This is a genomic window from Dictyobacter sp. Z7_2, from assembly GCF_057551105.1.
On sequence record NZ_BAAJPE010000001.1, the window covers coordinates 18,473 to 34,623 of the forward strand.

Genomic DNA, 16,151 nt, shown 5'->3' on the forward strand with positions numbered 1-16,151 from the left:
GTTTTTACGTAACGCAACATACTATATTTTATTCTATCATATAATATATAGCACATCAAATATTTTTTAATGTACGTTTCTCTCCTGATTTTTCGTATTGGAATGGACTCACATATCCTAGCGCCCAAGAGATGCGCAATGAGATACAAACAAGCAGGCAAGAGGAACTGAGGAACGAAATGCGATGAAGTCCGTCTACAGAGTGACCTCTCGTTGAGGCTCGGCCAGCAGAATGTGCAGCACCTCTGCGGATTTCATAGAATATGAATACTTTTATTCCTGAGGATACATTGCCATAGGCTCTTCGTATTGCTGGGCTGGTTGGTCCGAGTACAGGTACTGCTTTCCACCCTCTTGAGAGAACTCGCTCTGCTGTAAAGGGAGTGGTTGTGCACCATAGCCCTCCCTATAAGATTCGTAGTCCGGCTTCTCCTGCTGCGGAGGCTGATAGTAGATAGGTTGCTCCTGCTGCGGCTGACTGTACTGCTGCGGATTCATCGCAGTAGTTACACCGAAAAAAATTGGTCTCAATACGAGGAATAAGAATGGAAGACCAAAGAAAACCAGGAGCGCAAGTTGCCAGAGATGCGTGATCGCCAGACACGCGATCACGATAAACCAGATGAAACCGCCTAATCCTCCATAGTAGCCGTCCCTCTGTCGGCGATAGGTCCTACGTTGTGAGCGCATCTGCCGGCGATAAGCCCTGCGTTGTGCTCTCTGATAGCGCCTCTGCGCTCGATAGCCCATCATAGTAAATACCTCATTTTCTCTCTTTGGGATGCTCAATGTCTTGTGCCCCTTCTCCAGGACCTTCATCATATGTACGTTCGAATTATAGGAAAGGTTACTTCTATTTTAAAAGTAAAAAGGCTTACACATACTTTTGATGCTACTGGCATATATAATAAGAGGGTCCTTATCCTTTCTTAAAGGTTATCGTCTTACATTTTTTATACATGCAAATAATAGTAGCCTGTTTACTTATGTGGTTCGCATGAGTAAAACAGGCTACATTCAAAAATGGTCATCTGTAAGGAGAGACATCAAGGGAGCCTGGTTTGAGCTCAGAATGTGGAGAGCACGATTGGAGAAGTTTTTCCTTGCGTATGCTGCTACACTGTTGCTACCTACAATGGTGAGCGGCATAGTCTCCATAAGAGAGGAAACATTATGAGTACTGTAACGTCAAAAGATGGGACGAAGATAGCATACGATAAGCAAGGTTCGGGGCCAGCAGTTATCCTAGTGGATGGAGCTTTATGTACCCGTTCTTCCAATTCCAAGTCGGAGTTGATGAAACTACTGGCACCACATTTTGCAACCTACAGTTATGATCGTCGAGGGCGAGGCGATAGTGAAGATACAAAACCTTATGCGGTCATGCGAGAGGTTGAGGATATTGAGGCTTTGATCGATGATGCTGGCGGGACGGCCTATCTCTATGGACATTCTTCGGGGGCGGCTCTGGCTCTTGAGGCGACATGTATGCTTGGCTCTCATAAAATCAAGCAGCTTGCAATGTATGAGGTTCCTTATAACGACGATGCTACTGCTCGACGTGAATGGAATACATACAGTCAACACCTTGCCCGAATACTAGCAGACGAACGCTACGGGGATGCGATCGCGTTGTTCATGGGTGTGGTTGGAATGCCAGACGATCAGATTGAGATGATGCGTCATAGTCCAGCATGGCCGATGCTTGAGGCGCTTGCGCCAACGCTGGCATATGACTGTGCGGTGATCTCAAGTACAGATGGGTCTATTCCTGTTGAACGGGCTGCGCATGTGCGTATACCGACACTACTTATGCATGGCTCTGCTGGCGATACTTCTATGTACACTACTGCGCAAGTACTTCATCAAACAATTCCTCAGGCGCAACTCTGTTCATTGGAAGGTCAAAGGCACGATGTGAGTGCGGAGGCTCTTGCTCCAGTATTACTAAAATTCTTTGCCGCCTCGATAATTTAATTGAAGGAGCAGATCCAACAACGTATTGCCAAGTTTCTGACCGAGAACGAGCATGCTCTCTACGTCGCTCAACGGACAGACGGGCCTGTGCTGGGGTGGGTGCATGTCTACCAATGTCATCTCGTGCATACCGACCCGGAAGCACAAATTGGAGGGCTGGTGGTGGATGAAGCAGCTCGTCGTTCTGGAGATGGACAACGCTTACTACAAGCCGCAGAACAATGGGCACGTGAGCAACAGTGCTGGGCTATGTACTTACGCTCAAACCTCACCCGCAAGGACAGAGACCCGAAAGGCCTCTATTATTTTACACTTAACACCAGAGCACAGGTATATCGAGCGTTCGCAATAAAGGATTGGACCAGTCCAATCCTTCCTCTGAACCGAGGCCTCATCCTTATACACCTGCTTTTTCTAAATTGTACAGCATTCTCATTATTTGATAATGAGTATAACTGTCAGAACTAAGATATGCCATACAATAGTCTTTCCAATTAGGTATAAGAAAAAGCTGTTAATATGGTATAGTCAAAGAACACATTTACCTGAAATTTCTCAGCTCCGGTGAGTCAGAAGCTACAGGAATTTGTTTGTACGATGTAGGATTTGATGTATTTCCCTGATAAGAACTCAAGGCAACTCCCTATCACTCCTCTATGAGCAGCTGACTTTTTCGAGAGAGGCGATGTAGTCGCGAAATGTAAGCTGCACGCTCCAGCCCAGAGTCAAACGGTTGCGCAATGTTCATACCAACCTGCCAGAGCGACGTGCCGGTTGTTATGAGCCTTATCGACAACACCGCTTTTGAAGGCACAAAAAAGAATAGCTGAAATGACTGATCTTTCCATATCGATAAGGGCTATTTGATAACGCATATCCTCTCTTATTATTTGAAAGGTAGAGATATAATGGATCTTATACCAGAAGAGCAAGCAATTGTGATGCAATTAGAGCAACGTATCAAGCAGCAACTGCATGCGAGAATAGAACTTGATGAAGATGGGCACATAATGGCTTTGAGTCTTGCAACACTCAATTTAACACAGGTCCCCCCTGAACTCATGCAACTCACCTCTCTGCAAGAAATCGATTTGTGCCACAATCGGTTGACACAGATTCCGCTAGAACTAGGACAACTCCGGCACCTACAAAGGCTTTATCTCGACAACAATCAACTCACGCACATACCACCAGAACTAGTACAGTTTCCCAGCCTGCGATGGCTCTTTCTCGCCAACAACCAGTTGGGGCAAGTGCCATCAGAGCTCTGTCAACTCACCAATCTGCAAAGGCTTGATCTGAGTGGCAATCAGGTAACGCAGATTCCGCTAGAACTGATGCACCTTTCCAATTTAGAAACGCTCATTCTCAGTAACAACCAATTGACGCACATACCCGCCGAATTGAGTCAGCTTATCAACCTGGATGAGCTCCTTCTCAGCAACAACCAATTGACGCACATACCCGCCGAATTGAGTCAGCTTATCAAGCTGAATACACTCTTTCTCGGCGGCAACCAATTGACGCAGGTACCCATTGAATTGGGTCAGCTCTCGCAACTGTACACACTCCTTCTCAGCGATAACCAGTTGACGCAGATTCCAGTTGCATTAGCACAACTCACCAATCTCCATGGACTTTTTCTTGACAACAATCAACTCACACAGATTCCAGTTGAATTAATGCAGCTTCCCAATTTACAAACACTTTTTCTTAAGAACAATCGGTTGACACAGATTCCGGTTGAACTGGCACAACTTCCCAATCTCCGATCGCTCAATCTCAGTGGCAATCAGTTGCGGCAGGTTGATGGACTGATCCGCTTCACCAGTCTGCACGGGCTCTATCTCAGTGACAACCAGTTGACACAGATACCTGATGCACTGACCCAGTTTCCCTCTCTAACAGAACTTGATCTCAGCGATAACCAGTTGACCCAAGTACCGCCGAAACTCGGACAACTCACGACGCTACGATGGCTTCATCTCAACAATAATCACTTGACGCAGCTGCCGATCGCATTGGCGCACCTCACCAAATTGCAAACGCTCAAGCTTGGCGGCAACCAATTGACACAGATTCCGTCAGAAGTACGGCAGCTCCCCAATCTCCAGGAGCTTGATCTCAGCGGCAACCCGCTCCCTTAGAGAGATATCCTCGCTCTTTGGTCTTCTACTACCACACCAAGAAACAGATGCACCTGTGTTGCAGGAAAACTTCAACCTCTGCATACCTGGAGCTCTATCGGCTCCAGGTAACGGAAGAGATTCGTTTTCACCTCTTTGATATCTATCCCTGAGAAAGGAGGGACAAGAACAAATTTATCAGGATCTTAGCCATCCCTCTCATTGGTGAGTTACGATTGAGAGGATGAAGCTGTATACTGGTACCGGAATCCTGGTTCTGCATCAGCAACAGTGTCAGGAAAATAAAAAGAACAGGAAACAGATAAGGATGGGCTGGAGAGAGGAGATGCCCTCTATCCGATGGAGAACACGAAGCCGTAATACATCAAAGTTGGCTCGGCCGAACACGATCCTTTTCTGAAGCTTGAGACAGTTGACCTGCGCTTCGACCTGACCGTTACTCCACACTGAAGAGAGAGCTGCGTGTACCGCTGCATCATCGAGACGAATGCCATGTGCCATCTTCTGGAACTCGGGAAGGCCGCTGTGCGCCGCCTGGGTCAACCAAGGATCAAGATCTGCTTCTCGATACTCTGCACACATCAAAACAACATCCTGGCTGAGTTGGTATGCCTTCTCAAGATCAGGGTGCCCTGCTCGAATCTTTTCAATATCTTGTTTTTCTCTCTCGCGAAGTTTTGCTGGTTGGCTGATAAAGAGCCACGACGCACGAGGAGACGACATGCGATGAGATATCCGTGGTTGCCGAAATAGTCCGGTAACGCTTCTCCTGCGCTTGTGCTCCTTGCTCAGCGCTCGCTTTTTCGAGAGCTCGCGCCGTCACAGGGATCACAATATAGATATGTTCTTCAACTTCAGGTACATAGGACTGTTTCCGATCCATGACCACTTTCAATCGTTCTCTCACATTTTTGTAGCATAGGACGCCAACGAGGTACTGTTTTACCAGCCCTTTTCCGACGCCCCTGCCCCGAACCGTGCTTGCACTGTTAAATGCACACGGTTCTCCAGTTTCCCGTCTGCTCTTGCTTGTTTTCTGACACATCACGCGCCAACAGGCATTCTCCTACGGTACTCCCTACGATGCTTCCCCCTGTGTTGAGCTTTCCTCAACTCCCTGGTCGGGCGTAACTCCGACGAGTACTACCATCGTTCCGTGGCCCTTCTCCTCGCGGAGGGAGGGCAACTATGCAGAAGCAGAAACCTTATATCAAAGGGCATTCCATATCCTGGAACAGCACTTAGCATGTTTTTACAACTCGATTTGGCTTCATTCTACGTGAGCCTATGTCAGTCCGATCTCGTTTGAGCAGGCAAACGATCAACTGATGAGCGAACCATCTTTTGTCTCTATCTTTGCGGGTCACTTCCAATCCTCTGGAATCGCAGTTGATGAGAAGCGGATCGTGGTTGCTCCACGGTCTGCTCGGTGGGCTCCCAACTGGATCAATTCGTCACGAAGTCCATCATACTCCAGTAGGACGTACAAACAGGTGACACTGATCCCTTTACGCTGACGACTGATCCAGAATGCGCTGGCGCGTCTTGTCGCTGACATCTCCGTATCCATTGAGCGCACGTGACACCGTAGTGATGGAGACTCCCGCAGCTTTTGTCACATCATGATTGTCTGCATGTAATCTGAAAACTCTTTTCCTGTTTAGAAACGTCTGAAAACGTTTTCGGATGTATAGCACGTTACCCAAAACGTTTTCGGACGTCCAGTTTTTTTATGTATCACCAGATCTGGTGTGTTGGACTCTGCGCGTACCTGTTGATCATGGCTTTAAAAATCCAAAAGCTTCATCTATTACGGCACCACTGAGGTTAGCTCCGGTCAGGTCTGCACCTTTCAAGTTAGCCCCGGTCAGGTCTGCGTTCTTTAAGTCGGCTCTACTCAGGTCAGCGCCACTCAGATTGGTATTCTTCAGATTAGCGCTACTCAGGTCAGCCCGAGTCAGGTTGGCCCCACTTAGATCAGCACCACTCAGGATAGTATCGCTCAAGTTGGCTCCGTTCAGATCGGCCCTGCTCAGGTTAGCACCACTCAGGTTAGCCATCCATAGATAGGCTCGACTAAGGTAGGCTTTCCACAGATCAGCTTCGAGGAGGATCGCACCATTGAGGAAGGCACCCCTCAGGAATGCAAACTGAAGGATAGCTCCACTCAAGTTTGTTTCCTCAAGATCCGCCTCTCTGAGATCGGCCATACTCAGATTGGCTCCACGTAGATCTGACCCGCTCAGAGAGGCCCTTCTGAACTTGGTCTCGATAAGTTCCATATGACTGAGGTCAGCCTCCCTGAGATCTTCTCCCACAAAATCGGCGAGCTTACTGCCACCTTCACTTTGAATTCGTGCCTCGACTTCCATGCGTGTCAGCGCAATTTTCTCTTTCCCTGAGAATGGATCAGTATACGTTCTCATTGTTTCCTCCTCACATAAATAATAGCATGAAAGAGAGGAAAATCGCGCCCTCGGACAAGCACTTTTCTTCTCTGGCATCACAGCTACTATGAAATGCCTGCATGTAGATGTGAGGGCTTCTTAGACGTGGTCTCTTAATAGGCTCGTTCAGATTGGTGATCTCGACCTTCCTCATCGATCAGCGTTGGAACGTGCCTCTGCCCGCAAATGTTGTACATCTCGTATTGGGGAGCACCAAAAGAGACTTTTGTATTCCCGATTGAAGTGGGAGGCATCCTGATAGCCCACGCGATAGGCCGCACTTGCTGCGTCAAGAACTTCCAATAACATCAAACGTCTTGCCTCTTGCAGCCGCAACCGCTTCTGAAATTGTAAAGGACTTCGTGCGGTGACCGCTTTGAAGTGCTGGCGAAATCCTGACACGCTCATGCCCGGTTCATGGGCAAGTTGCTCGATATGCAGGGGACGGTTGAGGTCTTGACAAAGCAGTGCGACGGCTTTTGCACTAGGAGAAGACTCATCTCCAAACGCCGCCAGGTGTCGGAATCGGGTGCCTTGCTCTCCTATCAGAAGCCGATAAATGATCTCCCGCATGATCAGCGGTAGCAGAATTGGGGTTCCGGCTGGAGCATTCAGAAGTCTGGTGAGGAGCACCGCCGCCTCTAACAGATTGGCATCCAGAAGACGTACATCGATAGCCCTGACTCCGACAGGTGTTCTTGTCGGGACATAACCGGCGTCAAGCATAACCGAACGGACAATACTGGGATCAAGAGAGAGGCACAGGCTGAGAAATGGCTGTGTGTCGGAGGCAAGTTGGCATTTCGGTACGCCAGGAGAGTGGGCGATACCGCCCTCTCGCGTCAAGGGCGAGCGCTTCGCGCTGAGAGCGACTGAGGTTCTGCATTGATGAAGCACGCTAGCCCAGTCGCTCTCGCTCTTAGAGTCTCCCCTCTCCGTCAAGGGTCAGGCCGGGCAGCATCGCTTACTTCACGCTCCTGGCTAGGGTGGACATCCCAGCAATTGGGCGCAGCCTCAAGGTCCCAAGGATGCTTGATGAGCCTAACGGCTCTCCTCTCCTGAGATTTCTCGTTCCATCGGCCTGTTACCGCTTCGAAAGGGAATGTTCTGGAAGACGAATGACTTTGCACTGGGGTGGAACGTTTGTGATCGGACGATACGCTCCGTTGCGATGACATTTGTGAATATCAGGATCATACAGGAGTGGATCAGGTAGCTCCTCGTCAGGGCCGAGACGGCCGGATCATCGGGGCTGGCCCTAGGTCCGAACCAGCGCGGCAAGGCAGGCACATTGTGTGATCGGAGAACAGGATTGCTGGACATTGCATTTCCTCCTTGAATAGCTCACATAAGCTCAGCATTTGATATATTACTCTTCATAAAAAGAAACGAATACGTCCAACGCTTCTCATGGGGCTTGCATCGAAAGCCAAATGAAGTAACCATCGCAAAGGAGGACAGAGATCGCCCAGCCGTGAGAGCTAGCAATGAAAGCAGGACACTATATCTTCGAGCGTTTGGCTATGACCCATCGATTTAACTCCTAACGAGCACACAATTTGATTTGAATGTCACTTCCTGGAGAGCCGGTCAAGTAATAAGAAGAGAACATTTGGCTGAGGTGGAAATACGTGATAGCACAGAGGTCAGATGCCCCATGCGCAGCATTTTTTTCTGTGTTATGCTCTTCTCAACAAAAACCTTTATAAATGAAAGGGTCTCTCAATGTTTCCATATCTGCCCCGCGCCTTTTTCCATAGGCGTGCTCGTGGCTCAACGCCGCAAGTCATGATATACACCCATGGCCTGGTCAGCTCGAAACACTACGTCGGCTGGTCTCCTACTAACACAACTCTTGCAATCGGTGCTTCATCTGATCTCTCCCTGCGAGACCTTGCTACTGGAAAAACATTGCGTCAATGGCGAGGCGGACCACAGATGGCATGGTCCCCCGATGGGACACGTATTGCTCACAGTACGAACCTGGATCGTGGAGGGCGGGTATATATCTGGGATGCACATACTGGCACGTCACTTGTCGAATATCACGGGCATCAACAGAGTTCCTACGTGGACAAGCTCACCTGGTCCCCAGACAGTACGTTACTTGTTTCCTCTGGTTGCTCTGCCCCCATTGGAGGAACAACCCAGCTTTGGCAGAGTACTGATGGGGCGCTGGCCTGTCAATTTCCCTCTCACGAACTCTGGGGAAGTTCCTTAAAAAGAGGAACATTAACTTCAATTGTGAAGCACGCCATGGCAGCACTCAAAGCCTCTGCTCCGAAACCTTTGGGAAGCTTCTGGGAGGTGTTTACCCAACCGTGTCTGACCGACTCCCGCTCTCTTGCTCTCTCGCTGTGTGGAACGTGGTCACCAGATGGCCAACATCTGGCGCTGATTGATGGTGACATGATCATCTTGCTGAATTGGCAAACTGGAAAACGAGAACGCAGTTATGGTGGTCATCTGAGAGACAAACCGTATCTGGTCCCTCCGAAAACCCAGTATGGCCCCAGATCGCTTTCCTGGTCTCCCGATGGCAAGCGCATCGCCTCGATTGATGTCAGGGGCCGCGTACATATCTGGCCGGTCTCTGTTCTCTTCCCTTGGCTCCCTTGGCCAAAAGCGGCGGTTAAGCAATGGAATGGATAGTGGAATGAACCCTTCTTCGAGACCACAAATCAGAGAAGTAGATAGCATGCTGCCCCATGAGAAGCGGATCGTTTCCTTCTGTTGACGGTGAATAAATCCTTAAGGGAGAGCTCCCCCGTCAGCCAGGAAAAGGAGCTCAAAGAGCATCTCTTTTGTATGGTCTCGTTCTATGGGTACACTCCACGCAAGAACCAGCGCTGCCAGCTTTCTCGGATATGAAATCACGACACTTCATTCCAATGCCAAGCAGAGTAAAACCAAAGCTGGGTTCAAACGGCGAAGCATCAATGGACGGATTGGACTTCGTATTCCACGAGCCATGTTGATAGAAAAGCGCAACCGTTACCAACGTGGGAACAAGGCCATTCATCGGGCGGATTTGCTCAATGAAAGTGATTACACGATCATAGCAACCTACCAACTCGAATATCGGGGCATCGCGAATTACTATCACGGTGCCTACAATATGGCCTCACTGAACACCCTCAAATAGACCATGGAGCAATCGTTAACAAAGACGCTAGCAAACAAGCACAAAACCACAGTGGCTGCTATCTACGCCACGTACAAAACATCCCTCAACATCGACGGAAAAATGTTGGAAGTGACTGTGCCACGAGAGAAAAAAAAACACTGGTAGCGACCTGGGGAGCCGTTCCATTAAAATGGGATGTCAAAGCCTCGATAGACGACCAGCCTCAACGACAGATTTGAAATACCCGATCAGAACTCGAAGGACGACTCCTGGCCCAGATCTGCGAGTATTGCGGGGCGACCCGTCTGACTGAGAAGATCGAGGTTCATGTGCGCCGCTTCGGCGGCAGAGATAGAGCGCACCAGATGGTGCGAGAACTGATGGAGGGTTCTCTGTACACCCCACTTACCCTCCCCTCGAAAGAGGAAGGCGACCATAGCATGTGGGGAAGGCTGGGTAGGGAGAAGTCACCGATCTTCTGAACGGCCAGTACAAGGCGTGTATGGCGAAGACGACACTGTTTGAATCCTAGTCCCGCTGGCTTTTTCGATGGCCCTAACGGAAGGTGGCTACAAACGTTAGGACTAGCGCCTACGCTTTAATTGGTGGACTTAAAGCATATCCATCGGCGCTAGCAGACCCTTTGTACGAGGGAAACAAGGGACGAACGGGACGCCTGGGCACGCCGTATCTCACTCTGCTGTAAAGGCGGGATGCCCTAAACAGAGCATCAACTCTGCAAGGGTACGGACTTCCCGTAATACCCAAGGTGGGCCTGTAATGGGTTCCGCAGATTGCACCGCAACGATGTGGATGTGATACTGGTACAAGGATAAGTGGATAGTAATATCCGTGAAACCTCCGCTATCAGGGGGAAGGGGAAGAGTTTACGACAGCTTCAAAATACCCGAAAGCGAGGATGTGCTGATGCTATCCGCTACAGTCATTAGGCGATTAGAAGCACTTGAGACGATCTCAAAACAAGGGAAACGGATCAATGGGATCTTCCGATTGTTGGAAGACCCGATCTTGTGGCATGAAGCCTACGCCAACATCTATGCCAACGCTGGGGCAATGACGCCAGGCGTAGATGAAGTGACTCTTGATGGGTTCTCCGAAGAACGGGTCACGTCCATCATTACGCGACTCAAAAGCGGAACCTATCGATTTCAACCAGTTCGCCGGACCTACGTCCCAAAGAAAAATGGCAAGAAACGCCCACTCGGCATCTCTTCTGGGGATGATAAACTGGTTCAAGAGGTGGTGCGAATCATCCTGGAACGGATCTACGAACCCATTTTTGATAACCATTCGCATGGTTTTCGAGCAGGACGATCACCACATACCGCATTAGAGCAGATAGATCGACAATGGCAGGCAGTCAAATGGTTTGTGGACATGGATATTCGAGATTACTTCAACACGATCCCACATGATCTGTTGGTCGCATTACTCTCGAAGAAGATTGAGGACAAACGCTTTCTTCGCCTCATCCAAGCCATGCTCGATGCTGGCTATATAGAGGATTGGCGCTATCACGCCACCTACAGCGGTGTCCCTCAGGGTTCCATCTGTGCTCCCATCCTTGCCAACGTGCTCTTACACGAACTGGACACGTTCATGAGCGCGACGAAACGCCGGTTTGATCAGGGGAAGAAACGAAAAGAGAACCCCCTGTACCGGCACTACTCCTACCAAATTCGATCACTCAGAGAAAAATGGGATAGCCTGAAGGGAAGGGAGGAAGCAAAGCACGAGCTTCAGCGCATCCAACAGGAAATACGACGAATCGACCAATTGCGGAAGCAGATACCAAGCGGAGATCCGTTTGACGACGGATACAAGCGCCTCTTCTACTGTAGTTATGCCGACGATTTTTGTATCGGAATCATTGGTTCGCGTGCAGATGCGGAGCAAGTCCGACAGGAAGTGCGACAATTCATCGAGCACGACCTCCGACTGACCATAGCCGAAGAGAAATCGCATATCAGCCACAGTAAAAAGGGCGTGACGTTCGTCGGGTACGAGTTGAGAATCTACTCAGCAGATCGGGTTATCAAGCTCAAGCGCGGCACGCGCCATACTTGGGTAAAGTCGCTCTCTGAGGCGATCCAACTTCATATCCCCCAGGACAAAATGCAGAAGTTTTGTACGCAAAGGGGGTATGGGGTTTACGCAACAGGGAAGGCAACCCACAAACCGCAATGGATGAATCTCACTGATGCCGAAATCATTCTTGCCTACAACGGAGAATTCGCAGGATTGGTAAACTATTACGCTCTAGCAACCGGGGTGAAAAAGACCCTGCACAAGCTAGAATGGATCTGGCAAACGAGTCTTCTGAAGACCCTGGCGAACAAGCACAAAACGAGCGTAAACAAAATTGTCAAACGGCTCAAGACGCAAGACGGACTCAAGCTCGCTGTGAAAAGGGAGCAAGAGACACGCTACACGAAGGTTTTTCGCCTGAAAGACCTCAGAAAACCCGTACCGAACGACGCCCAACTCGATGTTTAGCAGAATGGGTATGTCTGGACACTAAGCTTTTCTGAAGTCATAAAGCGACTGAGCAAGAAGCAATGCGAGTATTGCGAAACGACGGAAGGGCCATTTGAGGTGCATCACATCCGTAAGCTGAAAGATGTAGCGAAAGGAAAAGCGTTCTGGCAGCGTATGATGGCAGCCCGTCACAGGAAAACACTTGTCCTGTGCCGGAATTGCCATCACCAACTTCATGCAGGCACACTCCCTGACAAAGAGTCCATCAGGAAGCGCGTAAACAAGAGCCGTGTGCGTTGACAAGGCGCACGCACGGTTCGGCGGGCGGGTGACGGGCGATCCCCATAAGGGACGACCGCTCCCGACCCAACCACATCCGAGCGCCGAAAAACCTCAAATCCTATGACGGCCGAGAAAAACCGGCATGGGTCAAAATCATGGCGCCACGAAAGCGCAAAAAGCTGGTGTTGTGCGTTACATGCCGCCAAGACGTAACCTATGGAAGACCGATGAGACGAAAGCCAATGTCCATTTCACGTAAAAGATGATGCTGGAAAGCCCATTGCAGTGAAAGCTGCACGATGGGTTTGGGGGAAGGGGTCGAAAAAGGGCCGCAATCTCATGGTACCTCGTCGGCTCCCCATCCCACCACAATGTGGGCGAGGCATTGGAGAACGTCTTGGCGCGGCATCATGCCGAGGCGAAACGTGCGTTGACGTCTGACGAAGAGCAACAGGTGATTGCCACATTGGACCAGCAAACCAAGGCGCACAGCATGGTTCGTTCCCAAACGGAGCAACTTCGGCAAGCGAGACGTGAGCGACGCTTCGCGACCTACAGGCGAGTTCGCGAACTATCAGCGCAAGGATGGAGTGGTGCTTCGATTGCTCGTATGATTGGTATCCACAAAAAGACCGCAGTGAAGTATGCTCAGGCAGAACACTTTCCCAAAGCACGCAGTGATCAAGGACACAAAATCGCTCCTTCCCTCCCATGTCTCCGCACGCAATGGACTGCCGGAGAACACACTATCGCCTTCCTCTCTCAAGCAGTTCATGCTCAAGGATACCTTGGTTCAGAAACGGTGGTACGCAATTACCTCACGGAGTACCGTTGTTCAACCTTGCTGACATGCCAGTGAAATCAGAGCAATTGAAAATTCGCTGAACCCTTTTGATCATTTCTGGTCTCTTAGTATGAGGAAACAGTATTGTTTACCAGATTATAAGGAGAATAATTATGTTCTATACGAAAAACGTTCCTTCTTTTGAGCGTATCCTACGTGTCGTGCTGGGTATTGGTCTGACAGCAAGTGCTCTCTTCCTCTTCCTCCAGCCTGCGCATGGTGCGTTTTCCAACTGGCTCGCCCTGGCGTTGCTCGTCTCAGCGCTCTTCGTTGCGGCTACTGGCTTCGTCGGATGGTGTCCTGCTTGCGCCCTAGTTGGACGCAAGCTCAAGTCGAACCAGCGTGCACAATGAAGCCATCTCCTGACATGCAACTCATCAACGATGCGATCAGTGGAGATCCCGAAGCAATAGAACAACTGCTGCTTCAGTACCACCCGTCCGTGATCCGCTTTGCACGAGAGTTCTGTGCAACTCCCGAAGATGTCGAGGATGCAGTGCAAGAAACGCTCTGGATTGCCGCTCAACGGATTGGCACCTTGCGCGTGGCATCGGCATTTGGATCATGGCTGTTCACAGTCGTGCGCTATCAGTGCTTTCGATTGCTCAAACTTACTCGACGAACAGGCACGACCCGCACCCTTCTAGAAATTGTCCCATCCGATGAGGATACCGAACGCCAAATCGCCCTGCGCCATGACCTGGCTTCGGCTCTCGCGACGCTGCCACCGTCACAGCGGCACGTATTTTTCCTGCGCGACCTCGAAGAGTTGCCTGCATCAGAGGTTGCGGCTCGGCTCGGGATTACGGTCATGGCTGTCAAGAGTCGCCTTCATCGTGCCAGAGCCATGTTGCGCCTGAGCCTTAAGGATTGGAAATAACTGGCAGGCGAGGCGCACGAGACCATCGAGAAGCGCGTGCACACATGAGATTTGGCTATCTGGTCATTGCCAGACCACTTGGAATGCTTTCCTTCCGGCCCCTTTGGCACCCAGAAGGAAAGCATTCCATACCCATTCATATAAGGAGATAACATCATGAGCGAACACGAAAATGCTATTCTGCCAGGAGCAGAGCCTTACTATAGAGAAGGAGGCACGGTTGGGATACTGCTGATACACGGCCTGACCGTTTCTCCACAAAGTATGCGCCACCTTGCGGATAAATATGCCGAGGCTGGATGGAGCGTTGCGGTCCCACGTCTCAAGGGTCATGGCACCTCGACCGCCGATCTAGCCACCGCTACTGCACAGGATTGGATGGTCGATATCGAGCAAGCCCTTGTCTGGTTGGAAGAACGATGTACATCCTTGTTTATAAGCGGGTTATCCATCGGCGGTACCCTCTCGCTCTTACTAGCTGGTCTCTATCCCCAACGCTTTCAGGGGGTTATTCCTATCAATGCAGGCATCTTTGTTCACAATCCCAACCTCGTCAGATTCGCTTTTTTGCCAGATGCCCCTGCACATGTGCATGGTTTCGCAGGTGATGTCAAGCTGGAAGGAGCCAGTGAGGGTGCTTATCCTCTGTTGCCGACCGCTATACTCAAGCATGCAGCGGCCATTCTTAAAGTCACTGAGGAAATGCTTCCTTGGATCGTCTGTCCCGCGTTCATTGTCACATCGCGTACGGATCACGTTGTCCCACCAGCCAATGGCCTCTTTATCTACGAACATATTCGCAGTAAGGAAAAGAGGTTGCTCTGGCTGGAGGACTCCTATCATTTTGCCTCCGTTGATACCGATAAAGATCGTATTGTCGAAGAAACCGTTGCTTTCGTCCAGGCTCACATCACCGCAAAATGAGGAAAAGTACGGGGTCGTCCCTTACGAGTAGAGGTTTTTTGAGAGAGAGGAAAAGGAGCGGCAAGACACTGCCATCTGCGACGATAAAAAAAACAAACGTATCGAAAGCATGACCTTGACCCGCTTTTGGTGAGTTGGAGAAGAGAAATCTGCTCTACTTTAAGCGGGTCAGCCTCACTTCGTTCCAAGACAACTCCCATTCGTGTTCCAATTTTGTATGGTCCGCTTCGTGACCCTGAGTCGCCGAGCAATCTCCTCTTGTGGAATACCAAGCTTTTGTAATTCGATCATGAAGTCAAAGCGTTCTTGATTGGTGGCCAATCGCGAGGGGCGTTGCTGTTCATGAGCGGGAGTGGAAGATCGTGAGAAATGGTGTGCTCATCACGTAAAACCAATGTAAGATCCCCCTCAATGCAGCCACCGGTCTCGTCCACATGCGATGTTTTTTGTGTATTGAAATCGCGTGTATATACCCACGAGAATCAATCCATGTTGGCAATATCAGCAATGGCTCGATCATCTTTCTGGGTAAGGGAGGCAAATGACGCCATTTCTGGGTATCTGTTTCCTAATGCAAAGAAAAAGGGCTTCAGGGCCTTTAATACCGATTGGAAAGTGCTTGCATCCCAGAAGCTTATATGTGCCCGAAAATAACGCTTAGTCAGATTTCTCAAGCTTGGGTTACGAATACAAGAAAAATTGAGCCTGAAATGACCAGCACCCATATGTTTCGGATAATCTGCAACCAAGCGCCGCATATCGATAATATCTTTCGCCCATTCTTCTTCGGCATCTTGTGCCAATTCTATCTTCCCCTTGTAGGTGACTGCACGCTGAATTGGTACTCCGATAGCCTCTATTTTTGTTCGAAAGGTTTCGTCTCGTATGGCATCATACCAGGGAGTCTTCGTGCAATATCCTGCTTTTTCGCACAGTTTGATGACAGGAAGTGCGCGATTAGCCTCCTCCTGTAAAAGTTTCCAGAATTTCTTCTGGGCATCAGTCAATTCAGGAGTTATTGATA

Annotated in this window: 20 protein-coding genes and 1 pseudogene; 12 read left to right on the top strand and 9 right to left on the bottom strand. The window is 49.8% G+C overall.

Annotated elements, in window-relative coordinates; translation table 11 throughout:
* Positions 1 to 273 precede the first annotated feature (273 nt).
* Positions 274 to 753, bottom strand: a complete 480-nt coding sequence (locus AC27N8_RS00085) for a hypothetical protein (protein ID WP_487062719.1) — start codon at positions 751 to 753, stop codon at positions 274 to 276.
* Between the two features lie 420 nt (positions 754 to 1,173).
* Between AC27N8_RS00085 and AC27N8_RS00090 the strand changes: the two genes are divergently transcribed.
* From AC27N8_RS00090 to AC27N8_RS00100, 3 genes are all read left to right on the top strand, one after another.
* Entirely contained in the window at positions 1,174 to 1,977 is an 804-nt protein-coding gene (locus tag AC27N8_RS00090) for an alpha/beta fold hydrolase (RefSeq protein ID WP_487062721.1), read from the top strand.
* Positions 1,978 to 2,445, top strand: a complete 468-nt coding sequence (locus AC27N8_RS00095; protein ID WP_487062723.1) for a GNAT family N-acetyltransferase — start codon at positions 1,978 to 1,980, stop codon at positions 2,443 to 2,445.
* 440 nt (positions 2,446 to 2,885) lie between these two features.
* The gene (locus AC27N8_RS00100; RefSeq protein WP_487062725.1) at positions 2,886 to 4,124 is read left to right on the top strand and encodes a leucine-rich repeat domain-containing protein; all 1,239 of its coding nucleotides are present in this window, start codon (positions 2,886 to 2,888) and stop codon (positions 4,122 to 4,124) included.
* A 273-nt stretch (positions 4,125 to 4,397) separates the two neighbouring features.
* On the opposite strand, the gene AC27N8_RS00105 is transcribed toward AC27N8_RS00100, so the two are convergent.
* The 6 genes and pseudogenes from AC27N8_RS00105 to AC27N8_RS00130 form a co-directional block, all read right to left on the bottom strand.
* Positions 4,398 to 4,847: an ISL3 family transposase gene (locus AC27N8_RS00105; protein ID WP_487062727.1), complete on the bottom strand. Its 450-nt coding sequence runs from the start codon at positions 4,845 to 4,847 to the stop codon at positions 4,398 to 4,400.
* On the bottom strand, positions 4,771 to 5,007 hold the full coding sequence (locus tag AC27N8_RS00110) for a hypothetical protein (protein ID WP_487067929.1): 237 nt from the start codon (positions 5,005 to 5,007) through the stop codon (positions 4,771 to 4,773). Before AC27N8_RS00110 ends, AC27N8_RS00105 begins: the two co-directional genes overlap by 77 nt.
* A gap of 480 nt (positions 5,008 to 5,487) precedes the next feature.
* Positions 5,488 to 5,694 (bottom strand): hypothetical protein, encoded by a 207-nt coding sequence (locus AC27N8_RS00115; protein ID WP_487062729.1) that lies wholly within the window; start codon positions 5,692 to 5,694, stop codon positions 5,488 to 5,490.
* Positions 5,648 to 5,743: pseudogene (locus AC27N8_RS00120) on the bottom strand (LacI family DNA-binding transcriptional regulator); the annotation flags it as partial. The pseudogene AC27N8_RS00120 and the gene AC27N8_RS00115, both read right to left, overlap by 47 nt.
* A gap of 159 nt (positions 5,744 to 5,902) precedes the next feature.
* On the bottom strand, positions 5,903 to 6,550 hold the full coding sequence (locus AC27N8_RS00125; RefSeq protein WP_487062731.1) for a pentapeptide repeat-containing protein: 648 nt from the start codon (positions 6,548 to 6,550) through the stop codon (positions 5,903 to 5,905).
* 171 nt (positions 6,551 to 6,721) lie between these two features.
* Positions 6,722 to 7,417, bottom strand: coding sequence for an AraC family transcriptional regulator (locus AC27N8_RS00130; protein WP_487062733.1), 696 nt, complete (start codon positions 7,415 to 7,417; stop codon positions 6,722 to 6,724).
* Positions 7,418 to 8,296: 879 nt separating this feature from the next.
* Here AC27N8_RS00130 and AC27N8_RS00135 point away from each other — a divergent pair.
* From AC27N8_RS00135 to AC27N8_RS00175, 9 genes are all read left to right on the top strand, one after another.
* Entirely contained in the window at positions 8,297 to 9,223 is a 927-nt protein-coding gene (locus AC27N8_RS00135) for a WD40 repeat domain-containing protein (protein WP_487062735.1), read from the top strand.
* Between the two features lie 169 nt (positions 9,224 to 9,392).
* Positions 9,393 to 9,716: a group II intron reverse transcriptase/maturase gene (locus tag AC27N8_RS00140; RefSeq protein ID WP_487062737.1), complete on the top strand. Its 324-nt coding sequence runs from the start codon at positions 9,393 to 9,395 to the stop codon at positions 9,714 to 9,716.
* 909 nt (positions 9,717 to 10,625) lie between these two features.
* The gene (locus AC27N8_RS00145) at positions 10,626 to 12,215 is read left to right on the top strand and encodes a reverse transcriptase domain-containing protein (protein WP_487062739.1); all 1,590 of its coding nucleotides are present in this window, start codon (positions 10,626 to 10,628) and stop codon (positions 12,213 to 12,215) included.
* A 99-nt stretch (positions 12,216 to 12,314) separates the two neighbouring features.
* A complete protein-coding gene (locus AC27N8_RS00150; protein WP_487062741.1) occupies positions 12,315 to 12,497 on the top strand; it encodes an HNH endonuclease in 183 nt (60 codons plus the stop codon).
* A 74-nt stretch (positions 12,498 to 12,571) separates the two neighbouring features.
* The gene (locus tag AC27N8_RS00155) at positions 12,572 to 12,745 is read left to right on the top strand and encodes an HNH endonuclease (RefSeq protein ID WP_487067864.1); all 174 of its coding nucleotides are present in this window, start codon (positions 12,572 to 12,574) and stop codon (positions 12,743 to 12,745) included.
* 131 nt (positions 12,746 to 12,876) lie between these two features.
* Complete coding sequence (locus AC27N8_RS00160; RefSeq protein ID WP_487062743.1) at positions 12,877 to 13,338, top strand: terminase gpP N-terminus-related DNA-binding protein; 462 nt, start codon at positions 12,877 to 12,879, stop codon at positions 13,336 to 13,338.
* 98 nt (positions 13,339 to 13,436) lie between these two features.
* The gene (locus AC27N8_RS00165) at positions 13,437 to 13,676 is read left to right on the top strand and encodes a YgaP family membrane protein (protein WP_487062745.1); all 240 of its coding nucleotides are present in this window, start codon (positions 13,437 to 13,439) and stop codon (positions 13,674 to 13,676) included.
* A gap of 14 nt (positions 13,677 to 13,690) precedes the next feature.
* Positions 13,691 to 14,203, top strand: coding sequence for an RNA polymerase sigma factor (locus tag AC27N8_RS00170; RefSeq protein WP_487062747.1), 513 nt, complete (start codon positions 13,691 to 13,693; stop codon positions 14,201 to 14,203).
* A 156-nt stretch (positions 14,204 to 14,359) separates the two neighbouring features.
* Positions 14,360 to 15,127: an alpha/beta hydrolase gene (locus AC27N8_RS00175; protein WP_487062748.1), complete on the top strand. Its 768-nt coding sequence runs from the start codon at positions 14,360 to 14,362 to the stop codon at positions 15,125 to 15,127.
* Positions 15,128 to 15,301: 174 nt separating this feature from the next.
* Here AC27N8_RS00175 and AC27N8_RS00180 read toward each other — a convergent pair whose 3' ends face one another.
* Positions 15,302 to 15,448 carry a helix-turn-helix domain-containing protein gene (locus tag AC27N8_RS00180; protein WP_487062750.1) on the bottom strand — a complete coding sequence of 49 codons (147 nt, stop codon included), beginning with the start codon at positions 15,446 to 15,448 and terminating at the stop codon, positions 15,302 to 15,304.
* A gap of 161 nt (positions 15,449 to 15,609) precedes the next feature.
* Positions 15,610 to 16,134: a hypothetical protein gene (locus tag AC27N8_RS00185; protein ID WP_487062752.1), complete on the bottom strand. Its 525-nt coding sequence runs from the start codon at positions 16,132 to 16,134 to the stop codon at positions 15,610 to 15,612.
* Between the last annotated feature and the right edge of the window lie 17 nt (positions 16,135 to 16,151).